Genomic DNA, 15,423 nt, shown 5'->3' with positions numbered 1-15,423 from the left:
GCCTTCCGTCGACCCGGGAACTCCTGTGGACCTGGCCACGCCGGGGGTGGCCTCCCATCGGCTGGTCCCGCGTCACCCTGAGCCGATCCCGAACGCGACGACGGCTCGCCGGAACACCGGTGAGCCGTCGTCCGTGCGGTGTGGTCAGTCCGCGTCGGCGCTGGGGACGTAGGCGCCGGGGACCTGCGACGGGGCGTAGATCACCGAGTCACCGGGGTAGGGCACCTTCCAGCCGTGGGTGCGGTACCAGGTGTAGCGGTTCATCTGCTCGGGGTTCGCGTGGTCGGCGACGGCGTTGGTCCCGGTGAAGCGCTGGTCCTTCGCCCAGGTCGTCCACTGCCCGGCGACGTCCGTCTGCTCGTCGGGGACGGTGAGCTTCTGCTGCACCTCGGCGCTGAGCAGCTGCGCCGCCTTCCCGGTCCGCCCCAGGGTGTCCGTACCGCAGTTCGGCGCGGTCGCGACCCCTTCGGTCAGCGGCACCTGGTTGGGCAGCGCGGTGAAGGGGGTGTTGTCGGGCTGGGCGGTGAAGGCGCTGAACATGGGCGTCGCCGCGGCCAGCTTCTGGTTCAGGGGTTGAGCGCCGAGGATCTGCTCGATCGTGCGCACCACCGTGAGCTGGGAGTAGTAGGTGCTGTCCACCTTCCCGTGCTGGGCCCAGGGGCTGATGATCTGCACGGGAGCGCGGTGGCCGTCGACGTGGTCGGCGCCGGCCTGGCTGTCGTCCTCGACCACGAAGATGGCGGAGTCCTTCCAGTACGGGCTGTGGGAGATCTCGTCGACCATCTTCCCGACCGCGAGGTCGTTGTCGGCGACCTGCGCCTCGGGGTCGGGGGTGCCGCCGGTGTGGTCGCTGGAGAGCCAGAACGTGTTCAGCGCCGCAGGGCCGTTCTTCTCGAAGTCCTGCTTCCAGACCTGGTAGCGGTAGAGGTCGGGGATGTCGGTGTCGAACTTCGGGTAGGCGTGGTCGGTGATCGCGTTCAGCGAGGGGATCGGGGACTGGGTGTCCGTCCGGATCGCGGGGTCGAACAGGGTGGCGGGATCGGCGCCCTGTTCCACACCCGTCGCGGCGCAGTAGTACGACTGCCAGGTGGCCGTGGGGGGTTTCGTCTCGAACTGGGTGAACTCGCCGAAGTTGCGCGCCGACTTCCCGGCCGACTGCGCCGCGGTCCACAGGAACCCGGAACGCTGGTGGCCCAGGACGTCGTCCTCGGTGTCGTAGCTGCGGACGTACTCCCCCGCGGAGGACTCGGTGTACTCGGGGTTGTCCCCCTGCATCAGCCAGTTGTGACCCTCGGCGGAGTTCGTACCGACGTCGTAGAGGTTGTCGTAGAGGCCGAACTGCTGGGCCAGGGCGTGCTGGTTGGGTGTCACCTGCCGGCCGAACTGCGCCAGCGCGGGGTCGCCGTTGCCGCGGGGGTCGTCGCCGTAGATCTGGTCGTAGGTGCGGTTCTCCTTCACCAGGAGGAACACGTGCTTGATGGTGGAGGGGTCGCCGACCCGTTCCGGCACCGCGACCGGGGCCGCCGGGTGGCGGCCGGCCTGGGCGACGTCGTCCTGGCCCCAGCCGTTCTGGGCGAACACCGTCGCGGTGTCCCGCCGGATCTGCTGGTCCGTGGGGAGACGGAAGCGGGTCAGGGACGCCGTCGTGCTGTGCGTGCCGTGGCCCGTCGCCGGGATCGTGCCCGTCCCCTCCTGGAACGTGAGTTCCGGACCGCGGGCGTCGATGCCGCGGGTGTTGGTGACCACGACCTGGTCGCCGACGGTGGCCACGTCGGCCGGGTAGTAGTCGGTGGGCAGCAGCCCGACGTAGCCCACGGGTTCCTGGGGCCGTCCCGCGTAGCGGTAGACGGCGACGGCGTTGGCCCGGCCCAGGGTGACGAGGAGGTGGCCGTCCTTCGTGGTGGTGACGGCGGTGGGCTGGTACCCCACCGCCGAGGACGCCCAGGGTTTGGTGGAGATGGTCTGCACCACCTTGTCCTTGCGGGTGTCGATCACCGAGACGGTGTCGGAGTTGGTGTTGGCCACGAACAGCGCACCGGCGCGGACGTGCAGCGCGGTGGGGTGCAACCCGACGTCGATGGAACCGACCGCGGCGTCGGGACGGGCGGGGTCGATGACGCTGACCGTGCCGGTGGTGGACGTGCCCAGGTACGGGTCGGCGGGCACCTGGGTGCCGTAGGAGTTGATCGCCGCCTCACCCGGGCGGGCCGGACGGCCGCCCTCGTCGCTGACGTAGAGCTTGCCGGCGACGACGGCGATCTCGCGGGGGGCGGTCCCCACGGCCCAGGTGCGCAGGACCCGTCCGCCGGCGGCGTCGAGGGCAGCCACGGTGTTCTGCCCGTTCAGCGGTACGTAGAGGGTGGAGTGGTCCGGGGAGTACACCGACCTGCCCGGCAACGCCGACTGACCGTTCAGCTGCGGCAGCGCGATCGTCGTGCCGGCGCCCAGGGTTCCGTCGGGGTTCAGCGGGAACCGGGTCAGCGCGTCGGCCTGGGACAGCCACAACCACTTGCCGTCCGGGGAGAACGTCGGGGCCTCCTGCCCCACGCTGCCGTCGGTCACCTTCAGGTCGGCCGTGGCCGCCGTCCCGACCGTCCAGACGAGTTTGTACGTCTTCAGGTCGAAGACCTGCAGCACGATCGACTTGTCGGTGCTCGCGGCGGCCAGGAACCGGCCGTCGGGGCTGACGGTCGAGCCCATGATCTTGCCGTTGTCGGTGACCAGTCGGTCGCCGATCGGCTTGAGGACCTGGTCGTCGGAGACCTGCAGGCCCTCGGGGTAGAGGGTGCCGACCTGGTGGTGGTCGAAGCCCGTGGTGCCGGCGTAGGCCACCCCTCCCCCCACGACGACCAGGACGGCGGTTCCGGCGGCGGCGACCTGCAACGGCCGCCGGCCGAGGCGCTGCAGGAGTTCGGCCCGCGTCTTCGGGGTCGTGCGGCGTCGGGTGACGTGGTTCATCGGGGTTCAGCCTCTCGTCGTGGCGGTGAGCAGGTCGACGGAACCGTCGAACTGCCACAAGGGGTTGGGGGCCTGGCCGGTGGCGGCCTGGACCGGGAAGAAACCGTTGACCTCCTGCGGTCCGTCCCCGTCGGCGACGTAGCGCCCGTCCGCGGTGACGTCCAGCTGGTAGATCGCCGAACCGACGGCGGTGGCGCCGGGGATGTGCCAGGTCACGACGCAGCGCCAGTCGTTGCCGGGCCCGGTGTCCTCGACCCGGTCGCCACCCTTGTCGCAGGTCGCGTCGGTGCGCAGCTGCGCCTCGGTCACGTCCGGGCGGGACAGTTCGTGCGCCTGCAGCCGGTACAGGTGCGCGTAGGCGGTCGCCAGCGACGTCTGCAGCTTCTCCCGGTCGACGCCGGAACCGCTGACCGGCGTGGCGGCCGCGACGGCCCCGACGGTGAGGGCGAGCAACCCGGCCAACGGCAGCACCGCGTGGCCGAGGACGAGCCGCGGGGACCCGTCGTGGCCCGGACCGGTGAAGTCGCGGCGCAGGAACAGCCGACGCGCCAGGGCCGTCGCCACCACCGCCCAGACCAGGCTCACGAGGACGCCGAGCAGCAGCGGCGCGGTCCGGGCCGGTGCGCTCGACAGACCCCGCCAGGCGGTGAAGGCGTACCCCGGCAGCGCCACCCGCACCACGGCCGGCACGGGCAGCAGTTGCACGAGCTGCAGCACGAGGGCCAGCAGGGCGGGCAGGAGCAGGCCCACCGGCGAGCGCCCGAACGCGACGGAACCGAGCAGCCCCACCGCGGCGAAGGCCAGCGTCGGGGCCAGGGCGGCGGCCCAGGCCAGCAGCACCGTCAGGGCCGCGCGGCCGGGGCTGAGCAGGTGCCCGTCGAGACCCACCAGCGGGTGGGAACCCACGGCCAGCAGGCCGCCGGCGGTGCTGGAGAGGGCCAGCCCCGCCACCAGGACCAGCAGCACGGTGAGGGCGGCGAGGGCCTTGGTGGCGAAGATGCGCCGGGGTGAGCCGACGGAGGTCAGGAGGTGGCGCCAGGTCCCGAGCCGGTCCTCGGCGGCGAAGACGTCACCGGCCACGAGGGAGGTGAGCAGGGGCAGGAACCAGCTGCAGCAGAACGACAGCACGACGAGCGGCCCGGCCCAGCCGGTCTGGCCCATCCAGCGCCCGAAGACGGTGTCGGTCGGCAGGGTGCTCTGGCGGCTGATGGCGGCCACGAAGGCGCCGGGCCCCACCCAGCACACCAGGAGCAGCAGACGGGTGCGCCACTGCGCGGTCAGCTTGAGGAGTTCGAACCGGTACCCGGGCAGGGCCGGCGCGGGGCGGGTCAGCGGGGCGGGGCGTACCTCGACGGCGCTCACCGCGCGTCCTCGGTCAGGGCCAGGAACGCCGCCTCCAGCGGGGAGACGACGGGCGCGACCTCGCGCACGGCCACCCCGGCGTGGACGAGCCGGACGACGAGGTCCTCCAGCGCCGGGACGGCCCCCCGCACGAGCAGCGCGTCCGCGTCGCGCTGTTGCGCGAGGTCGTCGGCCGGCAGCAACCGCACCCCCGGCGAGGACGCCGCGACCCGCCGCGCCTCCTCGGGCCGGGAGGTCCGCAGCCGGTGGTCCAGTTCGCCGGACTCGGCGGCCAGCTTGGCCAGCGGGCCGGTGAAGACGACCCGTCCCGCGGCCAGGACGCTGATCTCGCTGCACAGCGCCGCGAGGTCGTCCATGCGGTGGCTGGAGAGGATCACGGACGTTCCCGTGGCGGCGAGCCGGTCCAGGACGCGCTGGACGTGGCGGGCGCCGGCGGGGTCGAGGCCGTTGGAGGGTTCGTCCAGGACGAGCACCCGCGGGTGCACCACGAGGGCGGCGGCCAGCCCGAGCCGTTGACGCATGCCGAGGGAGAACCCGCGGACGCGGTCCTCGGCGACGTCGCCCAGGCCGACCTGCTCGAGCGCGTCGTCGACCCCGCGGCGGTCGCGGCGGCGCAGGTCGGCGACGGCGGTCAGGTTCTGGCGCGCGGTGAGCTGGGGGTAGAGACCCGGGCCGTCGACGAAACCCGCGACGCCGTCGGGGACCGCGCTCCCGTGCCGCAGCGGGGTGCCCAGGAGTTCCACGCTGCCGCGGTCGGCGACCGAGAGACCGAGCAGCAGGCCGAGGAGGGTCGTCTTGCCCGCCCCGTTGGGGCCGACCAGCCCGTGGACCTGACCCTCGCCCACGTCGAGGTCGACGCCGTCGAGGGCGATGACGTCCCCGAAGTTCTTGTGGACGCCACGCGCCCGTACCGGCCTCACCTGTTCCACAGGTAGCTCCTCAACCTCGCTCAGTGCGAGAGGCTAGGGGCCGTTCGGATGAGGGTGGCTGACACCAGGGAAACAGCGGGTGAACGTTGCCGGAGGCAATCGGTGCCGCCCGCGGTGCCGTACCCGGGGAACCCGGGTCAGTCGATCTCGACGACGAAGTCCCACGTCACCAGCGGCGCCCCGAGGGGCTGCCACGTCAGGGTGGTGTGGCCCGTCGCGAACGTGGACGACAGGTGCAGCGTCGCCGGGTGGCCCGGTTCGACCGTCACCGACGCGGCGTCGGCGGTGAGCGCCTCCGGGTCCTGCTTCTCGTCGAGCCCCAGGAATCCGGCCGCCGCGACGTCGAGGCGGCCCGAGGTCGCGGTGAAGGTGACGGTCAGCACTCCCGGCGCCGACACCGCGGACAGCGGCTGGCCGGGAGCGGGCGTCGGCACCTCGACGTCCGGCCCGGACACCTGGGCGGTGACGTCGGCGTCGGGCAGGACGACGCGGACCGGGTCTCCCGCGGCCACGAGCTGGTAGCCGCCCGCCGAGGCGGTCGGGGTCGCGAGGACCTGGGTCTGCGGCGTGGCCACGGGGTAGGAACCCGCGCCCGGAGCGGCGTCCGCGCACCCGGCCGACGCGACCAGCACCAGGGTGCCGGCCGCGACGGTCCGTGCGAGCGCCGCGGGGCGCCGTGCGTCGGAGCGGTGCCTCACTTCACCTGGTCCAGGGGCTGGTGGCTGACGGGTTCCTGGACCTCGTCGAGGCGGGCGACGGCCGCGTAGATCCCGCCCTCGCCGGACGGTCTCGGCGGCAGGACCTTCGCCTTCGGGTTGTTGTAGACGTCGGGTCCGAACGGTCGCAAGCCGTCCGCCCCGGCGTAGCCGAGGTGGCCCTGGCCGTCGGAACCGCCGTGGTCGACCTGGAACAGGTCCTCCATCGACCGCAGCCAGCTGTAGTGGTTGTACGGCTGGTCGGTCACCGACCCCGGGGTCACGTAGGGGCTGATGAGGACGGAACCGGTGATCCCGCCGCCGGGGGTGGTGTCCTGGTTGAACGCCCGGTCGCCGGGCTGGTCGGTGTTCGGGCCGGGCAGCTCGTTGCAGCAGGCGACGACGGACTGGGCGGTGTTCGCCTGGCTCTCGACGCTGCTGCCGTTGTTGGCGGCACTGGCGGCACCCGTCACGGTGCCCAGCCCCGCGTCGGGCGTGTAGTTCTTGTCCGCGATGGAGTTCCCGTAGATCTTGTAGGGCGGGAACCCCTCGTCGAAGGTGATGTCGATGAGGCCGCCGTCCTGGTAGGCGGGGCTGCGCATGATCGCCGGGACGACCTGTTCCAGGAACAGGTCCGCGGCGTACAGGCCGCCCTGGGTGTTGGCCGGGGTCTTCCGGTCGCCGGTCAGCACGTTCGACCCGCCGGAGAGGTTGTCCCCCTTGCAGGTGGCGTCGTGCGCGTCGCTGCAGTTGTCCGGGCTGATCCAGGAGAAGGCGGGGGTGGTCTTCTCGCTCTTGAGGTCCGCCAGCAGGTTCGTGGCCAGCGGCACGACGTGCCGGGCGCAGTCGCCGTTGTCGAGCAGCGAGTGGAACCACGCGAAGGGGTTGTGCTTGGGGACGTACTGGTCGTCGACGGTGGTGCTCGGCGCGGCCAGGCTCCCCGGGGAGGCGTAGGGCCCCTCGGCGGCACCCGGGTCGACCACGGCGGGACCCGGACCCGGCAGCGGGTTGCCGCAGGTCGTCGCCTCGCGTGCGGGGTCGTTGCCCATGTCCTGCATGTAGCCCTTGTAGCTGACGTGCTGGGCGTCGAACTGGTTGAACAACGTCTTGACCTGCCGGGGGAAGACGCAGCCCGGCTGGGTGGACCCGTCGTGGTAGGTGCCGTCCGGACGCTGGGTGTCGTCGAGGATCTTGAACTGCCCGTCCGCGACCTCCTGGACCGGGCCGGTCTCGTTGTAGTAGGGGCAGTCGGCCTGCGGGCCCGGCGACGGCGCCTGACCGCTGACGAGCGAGAGGTAGTTGTCCTCGCTGAAGTGGCCGGTGCCGTAGTACTGGCGGGCGAGGACGCCGTAGGACGGGAGCGTCTTCCAGAGGTAGGAGTTCTGGTTCAGGCCGGTGAACGACGCCTCGTACGACTTGTTCTCGAGGACGATCGTCCACACGTGCTTGATCTTCGGCGGCGTCCAGGACGGGCCGGAGTGGGCCTGGGCGGCCGCGGTGCTGCCGGCGACGAGGAAGCCGGCGACGAGGACGGCGATCGAGACGAACGCCGCGCTGGACCGGCGTCGAGGCCGGGTAGAACGTCCGGTGGGAACCACAGGCCACACCCAAGCAGTTCCTGGCCGTTCGCGGTAGTTGCTTCGAGCGATCAGTCCGTGGGCGCTGAGGTCCGTCCCTCGGCACGGACTGGGCCGGACGGGTTGCGGGAGTCAGGGACACGGGCGGTACCCGGGGTATGGTCGTGCCACGAGCGACGCCCGTGAGGGCGGTGCTTCGTGCGGGTCAGGTGTCCGTGGTGACGCGCTCCGGTTCCACCGGAGAGGGCCAGGTTCAAGCCCTGGGACCCGCTCTTCCTCCCCTCCTCCGCGGGCGGTCACCCGTACGGCGCCTGTGCCGTGGAGCAACCGTTGCCGATACCTGTTCTGCCGCCCCCACCAGGCGGGGAGCACCACGGCGACGAGAGGCACGACCATGCCCGGCACCGACTGGGAGCAGCGCGCGAGCTGCCGCGACTACGTCGAGGTCTTCGACCAGACCTTCGACTCCACGACCCGCACCAGTGCCCGCCACCACGGTCTCGCCGCCGAGGTCTGCCAGACCTGTCCCGTGCGGCGCGACTGCCTGCGGGAGGCGCTGGCCGTCGAGACGGCCGCCACCCGCTTCGGGATGCGGGCCGGCCTCATGCCCGCCCAGCGGAGTCACCTGGCCCGGCAGAGCACGTGACGCGGAGCGGGGCAGGTCACCGGGAGGTGGAGCCGGGTCCCGCCTGGTGCAGCAGCGCCGCGAACGGTCGGGGGTCCTCCAGCGGTCCCAGGTGACCCGTCGCCGTCGTGGTGAGCTCCGCCCCCGGGACGGCCGCCGCGATCGCCGTGTGGAACTCGGGCGGGCACAGGGCGTCGTGGATCCCGGAGACCACCCGGACGGGCACGGTGAGCGCAGGCAGGCGGCCGAGCAGGTCCTGTCGGCTGTCCTGCAGCGCCAGTTGACGACGCAGCACCGCCGCTCCGACGGCGTCCGCCATCGCCAGGGTCCGTTCGACCAGGTCCGGGCGGGCGATCGCCGTGGACGGGGCGAGCAGCAGGGGCAGGATCTCCTCCTGCAGGACGCGCGGCGGGACGCCCGCGTCCAGCCGCCGTCGCCACTCCCCCCACCCCCGGCGTTGCGCGGCCGTGGGCGCCCGGGCGTTCGTCGCCGTCAGCAGCAGCCCCGCGACGCGTTCGGGGGCGCGCAGGGCCAGGGCCATCGCGACGACGGCCCCCAGGGACGAACCGCCCAGGAGGAACCGCGAGGGCAGCGTGCGCAGCAGGTGCCGGACCTGCTCGTCCACGCTCTCCCGGTCCAGCGGCGGGGTGAAGGCGTCGTCCACCCCGCACCCGCTCCACAGGTCCTCGGAGCAGTTCATCCCCGCCAGCAGCACCCAGCGCGTCATCCCGCCACCCCGCCCGGTGAGCCCTCGACCGCCCCGTCGGTCGTGGTCGCCTCGTCGAGCTCCCGGGGCATCTCGGCGAAGCACGCGGAGTTCTCCGAGAGGTCGCTGGTGGTGGGCAGCATGAGGTCATTCATCCGGCCCGAGACCACGATGGCCGTGGCAGCGGTGTCGTCGGGCATCTGCGCTCCGGGGGAACGGTTCCTGGTGACATCGGTCTGAACTCCGTTCCCGGCGTCAGGCGTGCGGGACGAGGAGTTCCGTGAGGTGCGCCATGAGGGCGTGCGCGAGGTTGTAGACCACGATCTGCGCGCCGTCCTCGAACGCCGCCGACGCGCGCCGGGAACTCCCGACGATGTCCACCCGGAGTTTCCCGCCCGCCGCGACGGCCGCGTTGACCCGGGCGATCGCCGCGGGGACCGGCAGGTCGTCGGGACCGGTGGCCGCGGCCAGGTCGGCGGGTCCCACCATGATGCCGTCCAACCCCCGGGTCGCGACGATCTCCTCGACCGCACCGACCCCGGCGGGGGACTCGACCATGCCCAGGACCAGGGTGCGGCGCAGCAGGTCTGCCAGGTGCGTCCGGGCGTCCGTGGTGCCGAACCGCCCGGCCCGCCCGTACGTCGCGAAACCCCGCCGACCCACCGGTGGGTAGTGCGCGGCGGCGATCACCGCGGCCGCCTCGTCGGCGCTGTCGACGTGCGGGGCGAGGATGCCCTCGGCCCCCTGGTCGAGGACCCGCAGGACCATTCCCGGGTCGTCGCTGCCGACCCGCACCAGGACGGGAACCCCGTGCAGCGCGGCGCAGGCGATGTGCTGGCGCAGCGCCAGCACGTCGGCCGGGCCGTGCTCGCAGTCGATCAGCACGAAGTCGTAACCGGCCACGCAGACCATCTCCACGAGTTCCTCCGCGGGCATCCGCAGCAGCACCCCGAGCAGACGCTCGCCGGTCTGTGCGCGCTCGCGCAACGACGTGTCGGCGCGCTCGCGCAGGGCCGCCATCACGCCACCATCCCGGCGGAGAGGTCGACGTCGGCCCCGCACATGCCGGGCATCGCGAGCATGGCGAGCACGGCCCGTCCGACCTCCTCCTCGGTGACCATGCGCCCCAGGGCCGCGCGCGCGACGAACGCCTCCTCCGCGACCTCGACCGGAACCCCCCGACGTTGCGCCTCGAGCCGGAGGTTGCGTTCCATCCGCGGTCCGAGCACGGGCCCGGGCGAGAGGGAGTTCACGCTCACCCCCGCCGGGCCGACCTCGAAGGCCAGCGTCGAGGTGAGTCCGAGGACGGCCATCTTGGACGCGCAGTACGGGGTGCGGTTCGCGAGCGGGCGCTTGCCCGAGACCGACGCGAGGTTGACGACGTCCCCGGCCCCCCGCGCGACCATCGCCGGCAGGAAGGCGCGGCACAGCAGGAACGTGCCCCGCACGTTGACGTCGAACACCGCGTCCCAGTCGTCGACGGAGATCTCCGTCAGGGGGGCCACCGGCCCGGGGACCCCGGCGTTGTTCACCAGAACCGAGATCTCCTCCTCCGCCAGCTCGGTCCGCAGGCGCTCGACCGCGGACTCGTCGGCGACGTCGCAGGACGCGGTGCGGGTGCGCTCCCCCATCCGCCCGGCGACCTCGTCCAACCGGCCGCGGTCGCGTCCCACCAGCACGACGCGCGCGCCGGCCCCGTGCAGCGCGGTCGCGATGGCGGCCCCGAGACCGCTCCCGCCGCCGGTGACCAGCGCGGTCCGGCCGGTGAGGTCGGTGAGGTCGGTCACGGCGTCCCCGTCCCGACCGCGAGCGCGTCCTCGATCCAGTCGAAGCGGCGGCCGGTGTGCTTCCAGGCCCGGACGTCGCCGGAACGGGCGTGTCCCTCGAAGAGCTCCACCCGCGCGGCGCGGCCGCAGACCTCCCCCAGCCGGGCCGAGGACGCCGGGTCGCTGATCTCCTGGTAGGTGACCGTGCGCAGGTACTTGCCGACCCACAGGCCTCCCGTGTAGCGGGCCGCGCCCAGCGTGGGCAGCACGTGGTTGGTGCCGATCACCTTGTCGCCGTAGGAGACGCAGGTGTTCTCCCCGAGGAACAGCGCGCCGTAGTCGTGCATCTTCACCAGCGCCTCGCGCGGTGCGCGGGTGAAGACCTGCACGTGCTCGAAGGCGAAGGAGTCCGCCAGCGCGTACGCCTCGTCGAGGTCGTCCACCACCAGCACCTGACCCCAGTCGCGCCAGGCCGGTCCCGCGTAGTCGGCGGTCAGCAGGCCGGGCAGCAGCCGTTCGACGTGCTCGAGCACCCGCTCGCCCAGCGCGCGCGAGGTGGTGATGAGCACCGCGGGCGACTCGGGACCGTGCTCGGCCTGCGAGAGCAGGTCGACCGCGACGAGGAAGGGGTCGGCGGAGTCGTCGGCGACGACGAGGATTTCGGTGGGTCCGGCGAACAGGTCGATGCCGACCTCCCCGAACAGCTGCCGCTTCGCCTCGGCGACGTAGGCGTTGCCGGGACCGGCCAGGAGGTTCACCGGGGCGATGCTCTCCGTGCCCAGGGCCATGGCCGCGATCGCCTGCACCCCACCGAGGACGTGGATCTCGTCGGCCCCGGCGAGTTTCATGGCCGCGATGGTGGCGGCCGGGACCTCACCCCGGATGGGTGGGGTGCAGGCCACGACGCGGGGCACGCCCGCCACCTTGGCGGTGACGATCGTCATGTGCGCGGACGCCGTCAGCGGGTACTTCCCCCCGGGGACGTAGGCGCCGGCCGCCTGCACGGGCACGTGCTTCTGCCCGAGCCGCACTCCGGGCAGGGTCTCGACCTCGAGGTCGACGAGGGAGTCGCGCTGGGCCTGGGCGAAGGTGCGCACCTGGTCCTGGACGAACCGGATGTCCTCGATCACCTGGGGGTCGAGACCCGCCACGATCTCCTCGACCTGGTCGTCGTCGAGCCGGGAGGGTCGCGTCCAGCCGTCGAACTGCTCGGCGTAGCGGCGGACCGCGTCGTCGCCCTCGCGACGGACGGCGGCGACGATCGTCCCCACCCGCTCGGCGACGTCGGCCTGGGCCGTGTCCGCGAAGGACTTCGTGGGGGCGCTCTTGAGCTGCAGGGGCATCGTCGGACCCTCGTTCCGTGGTGGTGTGCAGGGGTTTGCGTATACGTATGCTTGAACTGCGTCTACGTATACCTGACCGAGGCACCCGTCGGCTAGACTCCAGCGGTCGCAGCGGGTCGCGGAAGGGTTCACCCATGGCAGTCACGAGCCGCGACGTCGCCCGTGTGGCCGGCGTCTCCCAGCCCACGGTCTCCCGGGCCCTGCGGGACGACCCCCGGCTCTCGAGCGCCACGAAGCAGCGCGTCCGCGAGGCCGCCCACCTGCTCGGGTACGTGCTCAGCGACGCCGGCCGGGCCCTGTCCTCCGGGCGCACCCGACGCATCGGGTTGCTCGTCACCGACCTGAACAACGAGTTCTACCACCACATCATCGCGCCCGTGCACCACGAACTCGAGAGCCGCGGGTACCAGCTCCTGCTGCACACCGAGTCCGACGACAACGGGAACGTCGTGGACCGCCTGCTGGCGAACGGGATGGACGGGGTCGTCCTGGCCACGACCACGATCGACTCCACCGCCCCCCTGCGGTTGCGCGACCGGGGGCTGCCGTTCGTCTACCTCAACCGCACCAGCACCCAGGTCGACGCCGACGCCACGGTCGTGGATCCCTTGCCCGGCTTCACGGTTGCCGTCCGCCGCGCGGTCGAGTTCGGCCACCGCCGTGTGGGCGCCGTGCTCGGGCCGACCAACACCAGCACGGGACAGGGCCGGGAACTCGCGTTGCGCTCGGCGTTGGCCGACCACGGCCTGCTCCTGGAAACGCGGTACGTCCGCCGCGGCCCGTACGACACCGCCGTCGGCGACGCCGCGGTGAGCGAACTGCTGGAACTGCCCGAACCCCCCACGCTGATCTTCTGCGGCAACGACGTGGTCGCCTACGGCGCCCTCAACGCCGCCGGCCGCACCGGCGTGCACGTCCCCCGGGACGTCTCGATCGTGGGTTTCGACGACCTCCCCCCCGCCGCCTGGCCGATCGTGCAGCTCTCGACCATCGCCTACGACTTCGAGCAGATGGCCCGCGAGGCGGCCCGGCTCGCCGTGCGCCGCGTCGAGGATCCACGAGCCCCCCTGTCCCACACCACGTTCACCACCACCTTCGTCGAGCGCAGAACCCTCGGGGTCGCCGGCTGACCCCCCGAGCCACCGGGCGCAACCCCTTGCACCGGTTTGTGCATACGCATACGCTCCACGTCGTGGTGGGCGCAGCAGCTCGCCGTGACCGCCGACGAAGGGATGCTCCCCAGTGGCTCTCGATCCGGTCGCGTACGCGCCGTACGCGGACCCCGACGACTTCATCCGCGAGGTGACCGACCTCATCTGGGTCGACCGCTCCATCAGCTTCATCCGCGAGAACTACGAGCCGGACTCGATCGTCCACGGCGCCTACGGGACCTCCACCACACGGCAGGAGGTGATCGAGGGGACGCTGCAGCGCATCTCGGCGGACCCGGACCGGACCGGCCAGGCCGAGGACGTGGTGTGGGAGGCGCGGGGCCAGGACGCGTTCCTCAGCTCCCACCTCGTGCTGTCGGGGCACCTGCACACCTCCGCGCACAGCCGCACCATCGCCAACTGCCTCTACCGACGCGGCCGCATGGTCGAGGAGTGGGTCGTGCGCGACTCCCTCGCCGGCGCGCTGGACCTGGGGCTGGACCTCGACGAGCTCGCCCGGGCCCAGACCTTCCGCGGGTACACGGGTTCGTGGACCCAGCCCGCGCCGGTCGACGTCGTCGCCGCGGGCGACTCCGGCCCCCGTCCGGACGAGCACCGCTCCGAGGTCGAACGCGTTCTGGAGATGATCCAGACGGTCTGGAACGACCGCGACCTGCAGAAGGTGGAGACGTTCTTCGCACGCGACCTCGTCCTGCTGACCGTCGGCAACCAGGTCGTCATCCGTCCCGAGGGCTACCGCCGGGCCCTGCTGCGGTTCCTGGAGTGCTTCCCGGCGGGGCAGTTCGAGGTCCGCGACGTCCAGACCAACTACGACGTCCGCTACGCCGGGCTGCGGGTCGCGGTGACGTGGAAGTTCGTCGGCGACTACACCGGCGCTCCCACCTACGGTCCGCGCACGGGGAAACCCGTCGACGTGCTGGGGATCTCGCAGTTCACGTTCCACCGCGGCGCTCTCGTCAAGGAGGTGCGCCTGTACGACGACATCGCCCTGCGCACCCAGATCGCGGCCGCCCGCGGCGACGGCGACACCGTACCCGTCAACATCTACTGAGGATCCCCCGAGAACCACCGAGGACCTCGACCCCCCTCTGGAGGAGAGCACATGACCACCACCGAGCACGTGCGCCCGGAACTGACCGACGTCACCGTCGGGGCCGCGGAGATCCAGCGCCGCACCGTCCGCAAGAGCGACTGGGTCCCCTGCAACGCGGCCTTCATCGACTGCCGCACGCCCGGCTCCGACCGCAAGGAGAACTACGCCTTCATCGGCGGCGGCGTCTCGCAGAACGCCTCCCAGTTCATCAACCTCACCGAGCCGCACGGTTTCAACACCGGGGCCGCGGGGATGCCGAACGGCATCTCCAACAACCTGCACCTGCACTTCACCGCGGAGGTGTTCGTCAACCTCGGCGGCGAGTTCCGCCTGCGCTGGGGCGTCGACGGGCAGCAGGGCGAGTACGTCAGCACCGACGGCGACGTCGTCTCGGTCCCGACCTGGATCTTCCGCGGGTTCACCAACGAGGGACCGGACGACGGCATCCTCTACACCGTGCTGGGCCGCGACGTGACCGGCGGGATCATCTGGGGCCCCTCGGTGCTGAAGGAGGCCGAGTCCCACGGCCTGCACCTGACGGCCGACAACCGGCTGATCGACACCGTCGCGGGCGACGCGGTGCCCGAGGGCGTCGCCCTCGTCACCCCGATGAAGACGCGCTACATCGACGAGCTGACGTCCTACTCCGTCGAGGAGATGCGCCGTCGCGTCGTGCAGCCCGGCGACCGCGTCTACAGCCGCAACGCGTTGCTGTGCGCGACGTTGCCGGGTGGGGCGGCCGAACTGGCCCTGGTCATCGGGTACGGCATGACGCAGGACCGTCGCCAGACCCCGTCGATCACCGAACCGCACTCGTTCAACCTCGCCTGGGTCCGGGCCGCGGCGGAGGAGGGCCTGCTGCTGCACCGCCACGACCGCAACCAGGCCCTGCTGGTGAAGTCCGGTCGCTGGTCGGTGACCCTCAACGGCGATCCGGCCACGGCGGTGGAGCTCGGCGTGGGCGACTCGTTCTCGGTCCCGCCGGGGGCCTGGCGCGCGTTCCGCTGCGTGCAGGAAGGCCCGGACGGGCCGGGTGAACTGCTGGTCATCAACTCCGGTGACGACCGCGTCTACCTGGAGTGGGCTCCCGAGGTCGTGTACGCCGCCCGCCGCACCGACCGGATGATCGACCCCAACGGCTACCTCGCGCCGGTCGGCGTCATGGTCACCGCCACCGAGGACGACTGACCGCCCCGC

14 protein-coding genes are annotated in these 15,423 nt (G+C 72.2%); 4 read left to right on the top strand and 10 right to left on the bottom strand.

All coding sequences use genetic code 11. The annotated features are described in order from the left end of the window. Positions 1 to 144: 144 nt before the first annotated feature. The 5 genes from AC0I8G_RS10790 to AC0I8G_RS10770 form a co-directional block, all read right to left on the bottom strand. Positions 145 to 2,958: a bifunctional YncE family protein/alkaline phosphatase family protein gene (locus AC0I8G_RS10790; RefSeq protein WP_471729909.1), complete on the bottom strand. Its 2,814-nt coding sequence runs from the start codon at positions 2,956 to 2,958 to the stop codon at positions 145 to 147. A 6-nt stretch (positions 2,959 to 2,964) separates the two neighbouring features. After that, positions 2,965 to 4,320 carry an ABC transporter permease gene (locus tag AC0I8G_RS10785; RefSeq protein WP_471729908.1) on the bottom strand — a complete coding sequence of 452 codons (1,356 nt, stop codon included), beginning with the start codon at positions 4,318 to 4,320 and terminating at the stop codon, positions 2,965 to 2,967. Next, positions 4,317 to 5,249, bottom strand: a complete 933-nt coding sequence (locus tag AC0I8G_RS10780) for an ABC transporter ATP-binding protein (protein ID WP_471729907.1) — start codon at positions 5,247 to 5,249, stop codon at positions 4,317 to 4,319. The genes AC0I8G_RS10785 and AC0I8G_RS10780 overlap by 4 nt, the downstream gene beginning before the upstream one ends. A gap of 137 nt (positions 5,250 to 5,386) precedes the next feature. After that, the gene (locus tag AC0I8G_RS10775; protein ID WP_471729906.1) at positions 5,387 to 5,947 is read right to left on the bottom strand and encodes a hypothetical protein; all 561 of its coding nucleotides are present in this window, start codon (positions 5,945 to 5,947) and stop codon (positions 5,387 to 5,389) included. Next, positions 5,944 to 7,542, bottom strand: coding sequence for an alkaline phosphatase family protein (locus tag AC0I8G_RS10770; RefSeq protein ID WP_471729905.1), 1,599 nt, complete (start codon positions 7,540 to 7,542; stop codon positions 5,944 to 5,946). Before AC0I8G_RS10770 ends, AC0I8G_RS10775 begins: the two co-directional genes overlap by 4 nt. Positions 7,543 to 7,915: 373 nt before the next feature. Between AC0I8G_RS10770 and AC0I8G_RS10765 the strand changes: the two genes are divergently transcribed. Continuing rightward, entirely contained in the window at positions 7,916 to 8,167 is a 252-nt protein-coding gene (locus tag AC0I8G_RS10765; protein ID WP_471729904.1) for a WhiB family transcriptional regulator, read from the top strand. Between the two features lie 16 nt (positions 8,168 to 8,183). Here the strand turns inward: AC0I8G_RS10765 and AC0I8G_RS10760 are convergent, their stop codons facing one another. Genes AC0I8G_RS10760 through hisD form a run of 5 tightly spaced genes read right to left on the bottom strand, consistent with a single transcriptional unit; the run spans position 8,184 to position 11,961 of the window. After that, positions 8,184 to 8,873, bottom strand: a complete 690-nt coding sequence (locus AC0I8G_RS10760) for an alpha/beta fold hydrolase (RefSeq protein WP_471729903.1) — start codon at positions 8,871 to 8,873, stop codon at positions 8,184 to 8,186. Beyond that, positions 8,870 to 9,052, bottom strand: coding sequence for a hypothetical protein (locus AC0I8G_RS10755; RefSeq protein WP_471729902.1), 183 nt, complete (start codon positions 9,050 to 9,052; stop codon positions 8,870 to 8,872). The genes AC0I8G_RS10760 and AC0I8G_RS10755 overlap by 4 nt, the downstream gene beginning before the upstream one ends. 55 nt (positions 9,053 to 9,107) lie before the next feature. Next, positions 9,108 to 9,872 carry an HpcH/HpaI aldolase family protein gene (locus tag AC0I8G_RS10750; RefSeq protein ID WP_471729901.1) on the bottom strand — a complete coding sequence of 255 codons (765 nt, stop codon included), beginning with the start codon at positions 9,870 to 9,872 and terminating at the stop codon, positions 9,108 to 9,110. Further along, on the bottom strand, positions 9,872 to 10,639 hold the full coding sequence (locus AC0I8G_RS10745) for an SDR family NAD(P)-dependent oxidoreductase (protein WP_471729900.1): 768 nt from the start codon (positions 10,637 to 10,639) through the stop codon (positions 9,872 to 9,874). The genes AC0I8G_RS10750 and AC0I8G_RS10745 overlap by 1 nt, the downstream gene beginning before the upstream one ends. Further along, positions 10,636 to 11,961, bottom strand: a complete 1,326-nt coding sequence (hisD, locus tag AC0I8G_RS10740; RefSeq protein WP_471729899.1) for a histidinol dehydrogenase — start codon at positions 11,959 to 11,961, stop codon at positions 10,636 to 10,638. Before hisD ends, AC0I8G_RS10745 begins: the two co-directional genes overlap by 4 nt. Before the next feature lie 134 nt (positions 11,962 to 12,095). Here hisD and AC0I8G_RS10735 point away from each other — a divergent pair, with 134 nt between their 5' ends. The 3 genes from AC0I8G_RS10735 (at position 12,096) to AC0I8G_RS10725 (ending at position 15,414) form a co-directional block, all read left to right on the top strand. After that, positions 12,096 to 13,091, top strand: a complete 996-nt coding sequence (locus AC0I8G_RS10735) for a LacI family DNA-binding transcriptional regulator (protein WP_471729898.1) — start codon at positions 12,096 to 12,098, stop codon at positions 13,089 to 13,091. A gap of 112 nt (positions 13,092 to 13,203) precedes the next feature. Then, positions 13,204 to 14,184: an ester cyclase gene (locus AC0I8G_RS10730; RefSeq protein ID WP_471729897.1), complete on the top strand. Its 981-nt coding sequence runs from the start codon at positions 13,204 to 13,206 to the stop codon at positions 14,182 to 14,184. Positions 14,185 to 14,235: 51 nt separating this feature from the next. Next, the gene (locus AC0I8G_RS10725) at positions 14,236 to 15,414 is read left to right on the top strand and encodes a cupin domain-containing protein (RefSeq protein WP_471729896.1); all 1,179 of its coding nucleotides are present in this window, start codon (positions 14,236 to 14,238) and stop codon (positions 15,412 to 15,414) included. Positions 15,415 to 15,423: the final 9 nt, after the last annotated feature.

It is taken from the genome of Kineococcus sp. AC630 (assembly GCF_979255925.1).
Note: the sequence above shows the minus strand (reverse complement) of the source record. Positions and strands in the feature narration are given on the sequence as shown.